General features: G+C 68.0%; 12 protein-coding genes. 6 read left to right on the plus strand and 6 right to left on the minus strand.

Going from position 1 to position 14,362, the window contains the following annotated elements:
• Positions 1 to 153 precede the first annotated feature (153 nt).
• Together TX88_RS29335 and TX88_RS29340 are read left to right on the plus strand one after the other, a co-directional pair.
• A complete protein-coding gene (locus tag TX88_RS29335) occupies positions 154 to 2,199 on the plus strand; it encodes an ATP-binding cassette domain-containing protein (protein ID WP_044523221.1) in 2,046 nt (681 codons plus the stop codon).
• Positions 2,196 to 3,038 (plus strand): energy-coupling factor transporter transmembrane component T family protein, encoded by an 843-nt coding sequence (locus TX88_RS29340; protein ID WP_044523222.1) that lies wholly within the window; start codon positions 2,196 to 2,198, stop codon positions 3,036 to 3,038. Before TX88_RS29335 ends, TX88_RS29340 begins: the two co-directional genes overlap by 4 nt.
• On the opposite strand, the gene TX88_RS29345 is transcribed toward TX88_RS29340, so the two are convergent.
• From TX88_RS29345 to TX88_RS29360, 4 genes are all read right to left on the minus strand, one after another.
• Positions 2,928 to 3,887: a DUF4349 domain-containing protein gene (locus TX88_RS29345; RefSeq protein WP_044524282.1), complete on the minus strand. Its 960-nt coding sequence runs from the start codon at positions 3,885 to 3,887 to the stop codon at positions 2,928 to 2,930. The genes TX88_RS29340 and TX88_RS29345 overlap by 111 nt on opposite strands.
• A gap of 89 nt (positions 3,888 to 3,976) precedes the next feature.
• The gene (locus tag TX88_RS29350) at positions 3,977 to 5,302 is read right to left on the minus strand and encodes an ABC transporter substrate-binding protein (protein ID WP_044523225.1); all 1,326 of its coding nucleotides are present in this window, start codon (positions 5,300 to 5,302) and stop codon (positions 3,977 to 3,979) included.
• Between the two features lie 76 nt (positions 5,303 to 5,378).
• Complete coding sequence (locus TX88_RS29355) at positions 5,379 to 6,191, minus strand: carbohydrate ABC transporter permease (protein WP_044523228.1); 813 nt, start codon at positions 6,189 to 6,191, stop codon at positions 5,379 to 5,381.
• A complete protein-coding gene (locus TX88_RS29360; RefSeq protein WP_044523235.1) occupies positions 6,178 to 7,050 on the minus strand; it encodes a carbohydrate ABC transporter permease in 873 nt (290 codons plus the stop codon). The genes TX88_RS29355 and TX88_RS29360 overlap by 14 nt, the downstream gene beginning before the upstream one ends.
• Positions 7,051 to 7,252: 202 nt before the next feature.
• Between TX88_RS29360 and TX88_RS29365 the strand changes: the two genes are divergently transcribed.
• Complete coding sequence (locus tag TX88_RS29365; protein ID WP_044523241.1) at positions 7,253 to 8,035, plus strand: cutinase family protein; 783 nt, start codon at positions 7,253 to 7,255, stop codon at positions 8,033 to 8,035.
• 59 nt (positions 8,036 to 8,094) lie between these two features.
• Here the strand turns inward: TX88_RS29365 and TX88_RS29370 are convergent, their stop codons facing one another.
• Together TX88_RS29370 and TX88_RS29375 are read right to left on the minus strand one after the other, a co-directional pair.
• Positions 8,095 to 9,081, minus strand: coding sequence for an NAD-dependent epimerase/dehydratase family protein (locus TX88_RS29370; RefSeq protein WP_044523244.1), 987 nt, complete (start codon positions 9,079 to 9,081; stop codon positions 8,095 to 8,097).
• A gap of 111 nt (positions 9,082 to 9,192) precedes the next feature.
• On the minus strand, positions 9,193 to 10,860 hold the full coding sequence (locus TX88_RS29375; RefSeq protein WP_044523246.1) for a sulfatase-like hydrolase/transferase: 1,668 nt from the start codon (positions 10,858 to 10,860) through the stop codon (positions 9,193 to 9,195).
• A gap of 33 nt (positions 10,861 to 10,893) precedes the next feature.
• Between TX88_RS29375 and TX88_RS29380 the strand changes: the two genes are divergently transcribed.
• Genes TX88_RS29380 through TX88_RS29390 form a run of 3 tightly spaced genes read left to right on the plus strand, consistent with a single transcriptional unit; the run spans position 10,894 to position 14,359 of the window.
• Positions 10,894 to 11,448, plus strand: a complete 555-nt coding sequence (locus TX88_RS29380; protein WP_044523253.1) for a P-loop NTPase family protein — start codon at positions 10,894 to 10,896, stop codon at positions 11,446 to 11,448.
• A gap of 35 nt (positions 11,449 to 11,483) precedes the next feature.
• Positions 11,484 to 13,001: a TldD/PmbA family protein gene (locus TX88_RS29385; RefSeq protein ID WP_044523255.1), complete on the plus strand. Its 1,518-nt coding sequence runs from the start codon at positions 11,484 to 11,486 to the stop codon at positions 12,999 to 13,001.
• The gene (locus TX88_RS29390; protein WP_044523258.1) at positions 12,998 to 14,359 is read left to right on the plus strand and encodes a metallopeptidase TldD-related protein; all 1,362 of its coding nucleotides are present in this window, start codon (positions 12,998 to 13,000) and stop codon (positions 14,357 to 14,359) included. Before TX88_RS29385 ends, TX88_RS29390 begins: the two co-directional genes overlap by 4 nt.
• The last annotated feature ends 3 nt before the right edge of the window (positions 14,360 to 14,362 follow it).

Consider the following 14,362-nt stretch of genomic DNA (forward strand, 5'->3'; position numbering starts at 1 on the left):
AGAGCGGTTTCGTCGGTTACCGTTACATCCTCGGTCGGGGTCGGCATGCCCACCATATTTACATAGATTCACTATGTAGTCTAGTGGCCCAGCGTGCTCTCGGTCACATGACGGGCCCCCGACGGCCGCGATCGCGGCTGGCAGAATCGAACGATGACCGCGAAACCCCCGGCGACGACGCCTCGGCGCGGCCTCACCCCAGGCGAGCTCGCGCAGGCTTCGGTGATGGCGGCGCTCTGTGCGGCCACCGCGATCATCGCCGTGGTGGTGCCGTTCGCGGCCGGCCTCTCGGTGCTGGGCACGGTGCCGATGGGGCTGCTGGCCTACCGCTACCGGCTGCGGGTGCTACTGGCCGCCACCGTCGCCGCGGGCACGATCGCCTTCCTGATCGCCGGCATGGGCGGAGCGATGACCGTCGTCGACTGCGCCTACATCGGCGGGCTGACCGGCGTGGTCAAGCGCCGTGGCCGCGGCACCGGCACGGCGTTCTGTGCCGCCATCGTGGCCGGGGCGCTGTTCGGATCCGCGATCATCGCGGCGCTGACCGTGCTGACGAGGCTGCGCAGCTTGATCTTCGACTCGCTCAGTGCGGGCATCGAAGGGATCGCCAAGGTGCTCGAGCGCATCCCGGTGGTCGACGTGGCGGCCGACCCGATCAGGACCGTCTTCGCGACGATGCTGGACTACTGGCCCGTGCTGATGCTGTTCCTCGGCATCACCAGCATCACCTCGGTCAGCATGATCGGCTGGTGGGCGCTCTCGCGGATCCTGGCCCGGCTGCTCGGGGTCCCCGACGTCCACAAACTCGACGCCGACGGCGAGGAGGACGGGGCGACGATCGCTCCGGTCCCGGCCCGGCTGACCGATGTGCGGTTCCGCTACCCGGGCGTCGAGCGCGACGCGCTGGGCCCGGTGTCGATGGAGTTGCAGCCCGGCGAGCACGTCGCGGTGACCGGCCCGAACGGCTCGGGCAAGACCACCCTCATGCTCATGCTGGCCGGACGCCAACCCACTGCGGGCAGCATCGAGCGGGCCGGCGCCGTGGGGCTGGGCCGCATCGGCGGCACCGCAGTGGTGATGCAGCATCCGGAAAGTCAGGTACTCGGGACCCGGGTGGCCGACGACGTGGTGTGGGGTCTGCCCGTCGGCGCGACCGCCGATGTGGAGCGACTCCTGACCGAAGTGGGGCTCGACGGACTGGCCGAACGTGACACCGGGGGCTTGTCCGGTGGGGAGTTGCAGCGACTCGCGGTCGCCGGGGCCCTGGCCCGCGAACCCTCGTTGCTGATCGCCGACGAGGTCACCAGCATGGTCGATCAACGGGGCCGCGACACCTTGATGAACGTGTTGTCCGGGCTGACCGAGCATCACCAGATGTCGCTGGTGCACATCACGCACTACAACGACGAGGCCGATTCGGCCGACCGCACGGTGCAGCTCAGTGGCAACGGCGGCACCGCAGACAACACCGACATGGTGCAGACCTCCGCGGTACCGGTCGCGGCCGCGCCCGTCGTTCACAGCAGTGCACCGGTGCTGGAGCTGACCGGCGTCGGGCACGAATATGCCAGCGGAACCCCTTGGGCGAAAACGGCTTTGCGTGACATCACGTTCACCGTCAACGAAGGTGACGGGGTCCTGGTGCACGGCCTGAACGGTTCCGGCAAATCGACCCTGGCCTGGATCATGGCCGGGTTGACGGTTCCCACCTACGGCGCGTGCCTGCTCGACGGGGTGCCGGTGGCTCAGCAGGTGGGCTCGGTGGCGATCTCGTTCCAGGCCGCCCGGCTGCAGTTGATGCGCAGCACCGTGGGACGTGAAATCGCCTCGGCCGCAGGCTTCTCGGCGCATGAGGACGACCGCATCGCGGGTGCCCTGGAGATGGTCGGATTGGATGCGGCACTGGCGCAGCGCCGCATCGACCAACTCTCGGGCGGGCAGATGCGTCGCGTCGTCCTGGCCGGGCTGCTGGCCCGGTCGCCGCGGGCGCTGATCCTCGACGAGCCGCTGGCCGGACTCGACGCGGCCAGCCAACGGGGACTGCTGCGGTTGCTTGAGGATCTGCGGCACAACAACGGGCTGACCGTCGTCGTCATCTCGCACGATTTCACCGGCCTGGAGGGCCTGTGCCCGCGCACGCTGCACCTGCATCACGGTGAACTCGCCCTCGCCCCGACAGCTGCCGGAGGTACCCGATGACCGCGCCGACGCGAGGACAGCGCAAGCCCGTCGTGCTGTTGCGCCCGGTCCCCGGCGACACCGTCATCCACCGGTTATGGGCAGGCACAAAACTGCTCGCCGTCGCGGGTATCGGCCTTCTGCTGACGTTCTATCCCGGATGGGTGCCCATCGCGGCTGTCGCGGTGCTGGTCCTGGTGACCGCGAGGCTGGCGCACATTCCGCGTGGCGTGCTGCCGTCGATTCCGTTCTTTCTGTGGATCCTGGTCGCGCTGGGCGGGGCGCTCGCGGCGCTGGCCGGCGGTTCCCCGGTGATCGACATCGGGTCGGTGCAGATCGGTCTGGGCGGCCTGCTCAACTACCTGCGCGTCACCGCACTGGCGATCGTGCTGTTGGGCCTGGGTGCCCTGGTTTCCTGGACGACGAACGTCGCCGACGTCGCCCCTGCGGTGGCCACGTTGGGCCGCCCGCTACGGGTGTTTCGCATTCCCGTGCACGACTGGGCGGTGACGATCGCGTTGGCACTGCGGGCATTCCCGATGCTGATCGACGAGTTCCGCACGTTGTATGCCGCGCATCGGTTGCGCCCCGTCGAACCGGCCGAGACGTTCCGCGCCCGGCGCAAACAACGGGTGTCCAATCTGGTCGATCTGCTGGCCGCCGCCGTCACCGTGGCATTGCGCCGGGGCGACGAGATGGGCGATGCCATCACCGCACGCGGTGGGGCAGGCCAGATCTCGGCGGCACCGTCACGACCCCGGTCGCGCGACTGGATCGCCTTCGCCATCCTCGTTCTCGTCTGTGGCACCGCCCTGGCCCTGGAGCTGACCGTCCTGCCCACCAGCCTGCCCCGCCGCTGACGTCTGCCGGGGACGCGACCTGGTCAGCCGGACGACGGCCACGACGATCACCGCCGCGATGACCACGGCCACCAACCACGGCAGGAGCAGGCCGAACAGCATCACGGCCCCCGATGCCATCGAGACCAGGCCGTGCCAGCCGCGTTCGACCTGACCCCAGAACCCCCGATACTGCGGGGCCGGGCCGCCGATCTGCTCGGCGGTGATGTCGAGATTGACCGTGCTGTAGTCGATCTGGTCACCGAGCTGGGTACGCTGCGCGCGCAGGCTGTCGAGGTCCGCCTGGCGCTGCGACAACGCGTTCTCGGCCTGGATCAGGGCCTCGGGATCCTTGGCGTCCCGCATGATCCCCAGCAACCGGTCCACCGAGGTCTGCAGTGCCTTGATGCGGGCGTCGAGATCGACGCGCTGGGAGGTCACGTCGTCGGCGCGGACCTCGACGGTCTGGACCGTGCCGAGCTTCTTGAACTCGTCGAGGGTGCCTTCGAGTTTGGCGGCCGGGACCCGCAGCGCCAGGGAGATATGTGCACGGCCGGAACTGGAGCCGGCATCCTCGGAGCGGCTGTCGACGCGGCCGCCGGCATCGGTGGCCAGCGATACGGCCTTGTCCGCCACCGCCGCCGGGTTGCCCGCGGTGATCGACATCGACGCGGTCTTGACGATGTCGCGCTTGACCTCGGCGGGTATCGGCGCGTTCTTCATCCCCGGGCCGGCTTCGGGTACCGGGGCCGCCGGAGCGAATCCCGCATCGCTCTGAGGTGCCGCCGGCGCCGAGGAATTGGGGGAGTGCCCGGCCGCGCAGGCCGGCGCGGCAGCCAACAAGGCCGCGGCGAACAGGGCCACCGTCATGCGGTGGCGGCGGGACGCACTGCTGTGCTGGGGCATCAGCCCAATGTAAGCGACGTGCCAGAGGTCAGGGGTCGGTAATTCACGCCGGCTCAGCGCGCTGCTGCCGAATTGGCCGCCCATTGCGCGTCGGCCAGCGACTGCTCGACATCACCGCGGCCCAGGAACATCTCGTCGAAATACGGCTTGAGGGCCTGGTATCCGGCCGGGAAGCCGGCGGCCCCCGGCGCCGGGATGCGCGGCCCGTGCAGCACCAGGAAGAAGGGGCTGACGTCGACTCCACGTGATTTCCAGTAGTTGCGGTAGACCGGCTGGGCCCGCAACACGGCCGGGATGGCGGCGCCTTTGACACCCAGGTATTCGTTGCCGCGCTTGCTGCCCATCCAGGACAACACCTCGCGTACCGCATCGGGGTGACGGGTCGCCGAGTTCGCCGCTGCGGCAATGCCATTGGTGACACTGACCCGGCCCTTGGGGCCGGCGGGCAGCATCGCCACACCCCACCGGAACCGGGCCTGGTTGGCAACGGCGGCCAGGTTGTAGGTACCGGACTGGAACAGGGCCATGCGGCCCTGCAGGAAGGCGTTACGGGAGAAGTCGCCGTTGTTGTTGGTGGCCGCTGCCGGCGGCGCGACGTGATCGTCGTTGATCAGCCGGACCAGATAGGTGAACGCCTCGACGGCCTGCGGGTTGTCGAACGCGAAGCGGTCGCCGATGGTGAAGATGCCGCCCGCAGAGCCGATGTAGTTGAGGTAGATGCCCTGAAGATCGTTGGCGGCGTTGTAGCCCCACTGGCGGATGCGGCCGACGTCGAAACCGTCGGTGCCGGCCGAACGGCCCTGCTCGTCCACGGTCAGTCTGGCCGCCAGCGACCGCAGGGTGTCGTCGGGACCGTTCGACCACCGCAGCGTGGTCAGTTCGGCGAGATCCACTCCCGCGGCGTCGAGCAAGTCGGCGTTGAAGTACACCGCGATACCGGCGTCGGTCAGTTGCGGAACCGCCCAGAGGGCGTCGTTTCGGGTGAACTGGTTGACCACCGAGGGTTCCCAGGACCGGGCGGCGTTGGCGCCCAATGTCTGTCCGATGTCGAGCAGCCGGCCGTTGTCGGCATAACCGGCGAGGTACGCATTGGACAGCCAGAAGATGTCGTCGGCACTCCCGCCGGCCACATCGGTGCGCAGACTGTCGAAGTACGCCGAATAGGCGACGGAGTTGACGCGCACCTCGATGTCGGGGTGTTCCTTGCTGAACTCGGCGAAGGACTCCCGGTAGGCCGCCGCGACCTGTGGGTCCCACAGGCGCACGGTGACCACGGTGCGCCTTTCGGGTTCGGTCGTGTGGCCCAGCAGCACGGCGAAGACGAGCAGGACGGCCATGGTGAGTGCCAGTCCCGCGGCCAGGACGGTGGAGCGACTCATGGTCGCTCCTTGCCGCGAGATGGACGCAATGGTCGATGTCGCGGCGATTTCACAACCATGGCGTTGATTTCGGTGATCATTTGATCCCCGTCACGACGATCGAACGGACGATGTTGCGCGAGAACGCGATGAACAACACGATCAGCGGGACGATCGCCACCGTGGTCGCCGCCATCACCAGCGTCCACTGGGCGTTGTACTGCGTCTGCAACCCGGCCGTCGCGACGGTGAGCACCTGCCACTTGCTGCCGCTCGTGATCACCAACGGCCACAGGAAGTTGTTCCACTGGCTCACCACGGTGATCAACGCCAGGGTCACCAGGATCGGCCGGCTGGCGGGCACCACCACATGGGTGATCACGTCCAGCGTGTGGGCGCCGTCGAGGCGGGCCGCATTGATCAGATCGCCGGGAATGGACCGGAAGTACTCCCGCAACAGGAAGATCGCGTACGGCGAGCCGAACATGAACGGCAGCACCAGTGCCCAGAAGGTGTTGCGCAACCCGGCCTCGGCCATCATCAGGTACAGCGGCACCACGGTCACCGTCGCAGGCACCATCAGCGTGGCGATGTAGACCCAGAACAACGCGTCGCGGCCGGGAAACCGCAGCCGGGCAAAGGCATAGGCGGCCAGCACCGAGAACACCAGTTGGCCCAGCAGGATGACGGCGGTCATCAAGGCGGTCACCACGATGGCGCGTCCGAACCCGGCGTCGGACAGCCCGACGTAGTTCTCCAGCGTCGGCGGCTCGGGCAGTGACAGCGGGGGATCGGTGGCGAACTGCTCGGCCGAGGTGAACGAGGTGAGCAATCCGAGGCCGAAGGGCAGCAGCGTGATGACCGCGCCGAGGAGCAGTCCCACGTAGATCAGTGCGTTACGTGAGGTCATAGCTGATCCTGCGGCGGAAGTAGACGTGCTGGAGGAGCGTGATGCCGACCAGGATGACGAACAGCACGATGGCCATCACGGAGGCGCGGCCCACTGCGGCCGCACCGAACGCCTCGGCATAGATCCGGTGGGCCACCAGGTCGGTGCGACCTTGCGGCCCGCCCGCGGTCAGCGCGTACACGGTGTCGAATACCTGCGCGGCGCTGACAATTCCGGTGACCAGGACGAAGAACATGGTCGGGCGCAGCATCGGCAGGGTGATGTGGCGGAACCGCTGCCAGTCTGTGGCGCCGTCGATCCGGGCGGCGTTGTGGACGTCGGCCGGGATGTTGAGGATGCCGGCCAGGAAGAACAGCGTCACGTAACCGACGTTGGTCCACACCACGACCGCCGACACCACCGGCAGCGCCAGCCCCGGGTCGGTGAGCCAGTCCACCTGCCGGCCCAGCACGGTGCTGAGCGCCCCGTCCGTCGGCGCCAGGATCCATTTCCACAACACCGCGATGGCCAGCGGCGCGCAGATCCACGGCAACACGTACACGGTGCGGAAAAAGCCGGTGCCGGGGAGTCCCCGGGCCAGCAGCGATGCCGCGATCAGTCCCAGCACGGTTTGGGTCGGCACCACCAGCAGTACGAACAGCAGCGTGATCGCCAGGGACCTGGCAAACGACGAATCGGTGAGTACCGACGTCCAATTGTCCAGTCCCACATACTCGATCGGGCCGAGCAGGTCCCACCGTTGCAGGCTCAGCCAGATCACCACCAGCATGGGCAGCAACAGGAACGTGACGACGCCGAACAGGCTGGGGGCGACAAGCGTGTACCCCAGTACGGTGGTGCGGACACGCGAGGTGGCCATCGAGCCATTAAAGCGGTTCGTGACCTTCGGACGCCACGCCGGGCACCCGAGCGCCCATCCTCAACGCCGGAATGCCGTCGTGCAATCCCGGCGCACGCAATTTGCTCAGATGACGTAGATCACTTGACTCCGCCGGAATCGAATTCGCTGCGTTGCGCTTGTAGCAGGTAATCGCAGCAAACAGGGACTGGGGGAGAATCTCATGAGTACACCGCAGCGAGCCCGCACGGGCGCTTCTATCAGCAAGGTGGCACAGTCCACGGTCTTCACGGTCTTCGCGCTGGCCGCCATGGTCCTCGGCTCGCTGGCCGGTCCGATCGCCTCGGCCAATGCCGCCGACGGGTGTGCCGATGTCGAGGTCGTGTTCGCCCGCGGTACCAATGAGGCACCCGGCGTGGGCGCCACCGGTCAGGCATTCGTCGATGCACTCAGCGCCGACCTGCCCGGCAAGACGGTGGACGTGTACGGAGTGAACTATCCGGCATCGCTGGACTTCGGCCAGGCAGCCGACGGCGTCGCCGATGCCAGCAATCGGATCCAGTCGATCGCGGCGACCTGCCCGGCGACCAAGATCGTGCTGGGCGGCTACTCACAGGGCGCCGCGGTGGCCGGTTACACCACCGCCGGAAGCGTGCCCGCCGGGTTCGTCCTGCCCGCCGGTATCAGTGGCCCGATGCCCGCATCGATCGCTTCCCACGTCGCGGCTGTGGCCCTGTTCGGCACACCCGACGAGTGGATCCTGGGCTTGGCCGACCGCAGCGCACCGCCCATCGCCATCGGCCCGTCGTACGCGGCCAAGACCATCCAGCTGTGTGCACCCGGCGACCCGATCTGCTTCCCCGGGGGTCTGAACCGGGCGGCCCACAGCTCCTACAAGGACAACGGGATGGCAATCCAGGCAGCTGATTTCGCGGCCCGCCAGCTCGGGGGTGCGGCACCCTCGGCCCCGATGGTGCAGACCGCAGGCCAGGTCGGCGACAACTGACGCCAACTCAACAACGGCAGGCGGCCGGAAGCAGGTCCTCGACGGACCGCTTCCGGCCGTCAGCCGTTGAGGTCTCGAAATCCGGCGACGGTGTCGGCCAGCGTGATTCGCGGATCGCGGTAGGTGATGCCGAAGTCCCGTTCGCTCGGTGAATCGTCGGAAGCCGGCATCTGCGTGTAGTACTGCATCCCGGCCTCGGTGAACGGTGTCTGGAACGGCAAGAACGGGCCCATCCGGTCGAGTACCTGCCCCGCGACCCGCAGCACGGTGTCGGGAACCGGGACGGCGAACATGGTCTTGTCGCCGACCTCGGTGAGCAGTTTGGCGAGTTGGTCCACCGGAATACGATGCCCGCCAGCCATATAGCGGCGGGGCCCGCGGCCGGGCTCGAGCAGCGCGACGTGCAGGGCGGCCAGGTCACGGCCGTCGACGATGGTCCACGCCGCACTGCGACCGGGGATCGCGCCGAGTTGCAGTGCGGCGGCGACACCCTCGCCGGCCTCGCCGAACTGGTTGCCCACCGGCGGACCCATGACCATGCCGGGATAGGTGATGTTCACCGGCGCACCGGCGTCCTGCATTCCGCGGGCGTAGATCTCGACCTGCGCCTTGGACCGCCCGTAGCCGTCGGTGCCGCCGAACACCGGCAGGTCCGCTTCCAGCGTTTCCACATCGGGATTGAACAGCGCGGTGATGCTCGATACGTGGATGATCGGATCGAGGCCGAGTTCTGCGGCGCCGCCCAGAACGTTCCGCGCACCGTCCATGTTGGTGCTCATCATCTGCGCGGTCTGGCTCGGATCGGTGGCGACCAGTGCCGCGCTGTGCAGGACGGCGTCGCAACCCTCGAGCGCACGCATGACCGAGTCGCGGTCGGTGATGTCGCCGACCGCATGGCCGGAGACGTCGACCCCGAGCTTGGCGACGCTGGTGTGCAGCCGGTCCGGATTGCGCACCAGAAATCGGACGGAATGACCAGCGTCGGCAATCGCTTTCGCGGTCCACCCACCCACAAATCCGGTACCGCCGGTGACCAACACGCGCATGACGCCAACCTCCTAGCGAACCAACGACCGTCGGAAGGACGCTAGTACGTCAGGCGCCGCGGGGAAGCGATTTCAGCTACCGGGTTCAGCCTCCGTGCTGTCTTTATCGGCTCAGCCTCCGCGCAACGTGGCGAGTTCCTTCATATTCGCCAGCCCCTGCTCTTGCGCCTCGTTGAGGAACTCCGGCAGCGGGGCTCGCAGTTCGGGCAGCACCTCGTGGTCGAGCAGTGCCTGCAGGTCGGCCTGCTTGGCACTGCGGCCGGCCTGGTTGTCGAGTTCCTGACGGCCGGAATCGGTTGCATAGTCGTATAATTCGTGCTGGACGGGCCGCGATGTGTCGATGTCCATGCTGCCGGGCTTCCAGTAGGTGTACATGCCGAGCTTGGCATCCTGGGTACGCACGGCCACGATGTGGCTGGGCGCCGACGTCGGGATCTCGGTGGGTGGGCCGTCTGTGCCGAAGAACTTCTTTGCCAGTGGGGATTTCATCAAGGCGGCCATCTCCTCCACCGACATGTCGTCGGTGGCGTGCGCGATCCACGGCCGCCCGGGTGCCGCCGCATCGGCGGCGATCCCGGCGATGTCGGCGCGGCTCGCCAGGTAGGAGTAGCGGGAATCCGACCGCCAGTCCGTGCCGCCGTGCGCGATGGTCAGCAGGAGCGGCGCCAGGTCGGCACTGGAAGTCAGCTGGGTGCGGCTGTCGCCGGGGTCGGGTGTCAGGTGACCCGACGGGTCGCGGATGTAGAGCGGCACTCGGATGCTCTCCTCGTAGACCGCGGCGCCCTTGCCGCGCAGGCCGTGTGACCCGGCGTACTCGCCGTGGTCGGAGGTGAACACGACGACGGTGTTGTCGTCGACGTCCGGCCGCGCCGCCAGAATGTCGAGCACCCGGCCGATCTGGGTGTCCACCTGCTGATGGAGCCACAGGTACATGTCCAGGCAGCGTGCCCACTGCGCGGCTGACTCGGGCCCGGTGTAGTCCATCGCGCCGGTCATCAGCGGTGACATGAAATTCATGTAGTCGATCTGCAACTGCGGCTTGCCGCGGCGGCGCAGGTCATCCGCCGTTTCGAAGTTGACCGGCTTCGCGCTGAACCGGTGCGGAACATCTTCTGGTAGAGGGTTTTTCGGCCACCAGCAGATGTCATGCGGGTTGACCAGGGACACCGTGGTGCACCAGGGGCCCTCGTTCGCGTGGGCGTCTAACCACCCTGCGAACTGATCGACGATCGACGGGTCCTGCTGCAGGCCCTGGTTCGGTGCGCCGTTGGGGGACGGGTAGGTGCCGCCGGAGAAGCCGTGGACGTCCAGGCCGTCAGGGGTGTTGTCGGCCACGCTGCCCAGGTGCCACTTGCCCCACCACCAGGTGCGGTAGCCGGCGTCGCGCAGCATCGTCCCCCAGGTCGGGAACCGGGCCGCCAGCGTCGACTCGGTGGGACCTTCTCCGGTGTACAGGCACCCGGTCTGATGGGAGTACAGCCCGGTGGTCAGCACCCCGCGCGACGGGGTGCACATGTTCGACGCGCTGTAGTGCGAGCCGAACGAGGTGCTGCGGGCGCGCAGCCGGTCGAGGCTCGGCAACAACGCGCCGAGCTGCTGGGTATCGGGGAACCATTGCGGGGCCCGCATCTGGTCGACGATGACGACGAGGATGTTGGGCCGGCCGGCTGTGCCCGGGCCGCGTCTGCCCAGCAGCTCGTAACCGCCGAATCCGACCGCGGCCGCGCCGGCGGCCACTGCCGCACCACCTAGGACTGTCCGCCTGCTGAGCTCTGCCATGTCCTCACGGTATGCCTCGCTACGATCGGTCGGGTGTTGACGGCTCAAGATCCAGTGACCTGGCAGCCGCGGCGCATCGCCGTCGCCGGGGTGACGGGGTCGGGCAAGACGACGCTCGCGACGCGACTGTCGCATCAGTTCGACCTGCCGTACGTCGAGATCGACAGTCTCTATCACGGGTCCGGCTGGGAACCCCGACCCACGTTCATCAGTGACGTCGAGCAGTTCATCGCCGGCGATTCCTGGGTGATCGAATGGCAGTACCGCGCCGTGCGCAGCCAGATCGTGACGCGCGCGGACACGCTGTTGTGGCTGGACCTGCCGACACCGGTGGCCCTGCGCCAGTTGACGCGTCGCACCCTTCGTCGACGCCTCGGCCGCCTCGAGTTGTGGAACGGCAACATCGAACCGCCGCTGCGCACGATCTTCACCGACCGTGACCACATCTTGCGCTGGGGTTTCCGGACCCGAAACAAGCTCCGCGACACCGTCCCTGCGCTGGGATCGCAGGTGCCCCATCTGCACATCGTCCGCTTCACCCGTCACCGCGATGTCGAGGCCTGGTTGCGCCGCGTTGCTCCCGCCTGAACCAAGTCGCCCGGCGGCGCCGCTACCGTAGGGGCGTGACAGCTCAACGACGCGTGGACGCCGACTTCCTGGAGCTGCCCCGGTTCGAGTTGGCTGACGCGGCACTGTCCGCGGCAGCCGCCGCCGGCGCCAGCTACGCCGATCTGCGGATTCACCGCATCACCACCGAGATCATCCAACTGCGCGACGGCGAGTTGGAGATGTCGGTGGTCAACCGCGAGGTGGGTCTGGCGGTGCGGGTGATCGTCGACGGCGCGTGGGGATTCGCCTCCCATGCCGAACTGGCGCCCGAGGTGGCGGCCGAGACGGCCCGGCGCGCGGTGCAGGTGGCCACGACGCTCGCTCCGCTGAACGCCGAGCGCATCGAGTTGGCCGGTGAGCCTGTCTACACCGACGTGACCTGGGTGTCCGATTACGGTGTCGACCCGTTCGTCGTCCCTGCCGCAGACAAGATCGCGCTGCTCGGCGAATACTCCGGCCGGTTGCTGGCGGCCGACGGTGTCGACCATGTGTCGGCGGGAGTGCACGCGGTCAAGGAGCAGACCTTCTACGCCGACACGTTCGGATCCTCGATCACCCAGCAGCGGGTGCGGGTGATGCCGACGATGGAGGCGGTCGCCGTCGACTCGGCCGCCGGGTCGTTCGAGACCATGCGCACGCTGGTCCCACCGACGGCGCGCGGCTGGGAAGCATTGGCCGGCGACGACGTCTGGGACTGGACTTCTGAGCTGGCCGAGCTGCCGACACTGCTCGCCGAGAAGACCAAGGCGCCCTCCGTGGTCGCGGGCCCCACCGACCTGGTCATCGACCCGTCCAATCTGTGGCTGACGATTCACGAATCGATCGGGCACGCCACCGAATACGACCGGGCGATCGGCTACGAGGCGGCCTACGCCGGGACGTCGTTCGCCACCCCGGACAAGCTCGGCACCATGCGCTATGGCTCGCCCGTGATGAACGTGACGGCGGACCGCACCGTGGAATTCGGTTTGGCCACCGTCGGATTCGATGACGAAGGGGTGCGGGCGCAGAGCTGGGACCTGGTGCGCGACGGCGTCTTCGTCGGCTATCAGCTGGACCGGGTGTTCGCTCCCCGCCTCGGGGAGGCCCGTTCCAACGGCTGTTCATATGCCGACTCGCCACACCATGTCCCGATCCAGCGGATGGCCAATGTGTCGCTGCAGCCGGGGCCGGAAGATCTCAGCACGCAGGATCTGATCTCGCGGGTGTCCGACGGCATCTACGTCGTGGGCGACAAGTCCTGGTCAATCGACATGCAGCGGTACAACTTCCAGTTCACCGGCCAGCGGTTCTACCGGATTCGCGACGGCCGGCTGGACGGGCAGCTGCGCGACGTGGCGTACCAGGCCACCACGACCGATTTCTGGGGTGCGATGGAGGCGGTCGGCGGACCGTCGACCTGGCGGCTGGGCGGGGCGTTCAACTGCGGCAAGGCCCAGCCCGGGCAGGTGGCCCCGGTCAGCCACGGCTGCCCGAGCGCCCTGTTCCGCGGCATCAACGTACTGAACACCCGGACGGAGGGCGGCCGATGATCGGCGCACAGCAGGTCGTCGACATCGCCTTGGCCGCAGCAGATCCGGGCACAGAAACGATTGTGCTGGTCACCGAGCGGGCCGACGCGTCGCTGCGGTGGGCCGGTAACTCGATGACCACCAACGGTGAGACGGTCAGCCGCACCATCACGGTGATCTCGATCGTGCGCCGCGGCGACACGGCGCACGTCGGATCGGTGCGCTCCACCGAAGTCGATCCGGCGGTGATCCCGGACCTGGTGGCCGCCGCCCAGCGCGCCGCGGTGGCCTCACCCGAGGCCCGTGACGCCGCACCACCGTTGCCGGGCGCAGGAACGCCTGCCGACTGGGATGCACCGGTGGTGGGCACCGGTGCGCGGGTGTTCACCGGCATCGCCGAAGATCTGGCCAAGGGCTTCGCCGGTTCCGACCAGCTCTACGGATATGCGCGCCATGTCATGGAGACGACGTTCCTGGCGACCTCGACCGGGCTGCGCCGTCGCTACACCCAGCCGACCGGATCGGTGGAGATCAACGCCAAGCGCGACGGGGCGAGTGTCTGGGCCGGGGTGAGCACCCCGGATTTCGTTGACGTGCAGGTAGATTCGATGCTGGACGAGCTGTCGCTGAAGCTGGGGTGGGCGCAGCGGACCGTCGAGTTGCCGGCCGGCCGCTACGAGACGCTCATGCCGCCCTCGACCGTGGCCGACATGATGATCTACCTGACCTGGGCGATGGACGGCCGCGGGGCGCAGGAAGGGCGCAGCGCGCTGTCGGCGCCGGGCGGCACCCGGGTGGGGGAGAAGCTCACCGATCTGGGTTTGACGCTGTACTCCGACCCGTTCGAGCAGTCGTTGGCCTGCCAACCGTTCGTCGCCGTGCCGAGTTCCTCGGAGCGGGTGTCGATCTTCGACAACGGGATGGACATCGGCCGGGTGGACTGGATCCGCGACGGGGTGGTCAACGCGCTGGCCTACCCGCGGGCCGTGGCCGCCGAATACGGCACGCCGGTCGCGGTGCCCGCCGACAATCTGCTGATGACCGGTGGCACAACCGAATTGGCAGATATGATCGCCGGCACCGAACGCGGCTTGCTGCTGACCACACTGTGGTACATCCGCGACGTCGACCCGACCGTGCTGCTGCTCACCGGGCTGACCCGGGACGGCGTCTATCTGGTCGAGGACGGCGAGGTGAGCGCCGCGGTGAACAACTTCCGGTTCAACGAGAGCCCGCTGGATCTGTTGCGGCGCGCCACGGAGGCCGGCATCAGCGAGGTCACCCTGCCGCGCGAGTGGGGTGACTGGGCCACCCGCGCGTCCATGCCGACGCTGCGGATCCCGGACTTCCACATGTCCTCGGTGAGTCAAGCGCAATGAGCT

The organism is Mycolicibacterium septicum DSM 44393 (assembly GCF_000455325.1).
Lineage (GTDB): Bacteria > Actinomycetota > Actinomycetes > Mycobacteriales > Mycobacteriaceae > Mycobacterium > Mycobacterium septicum.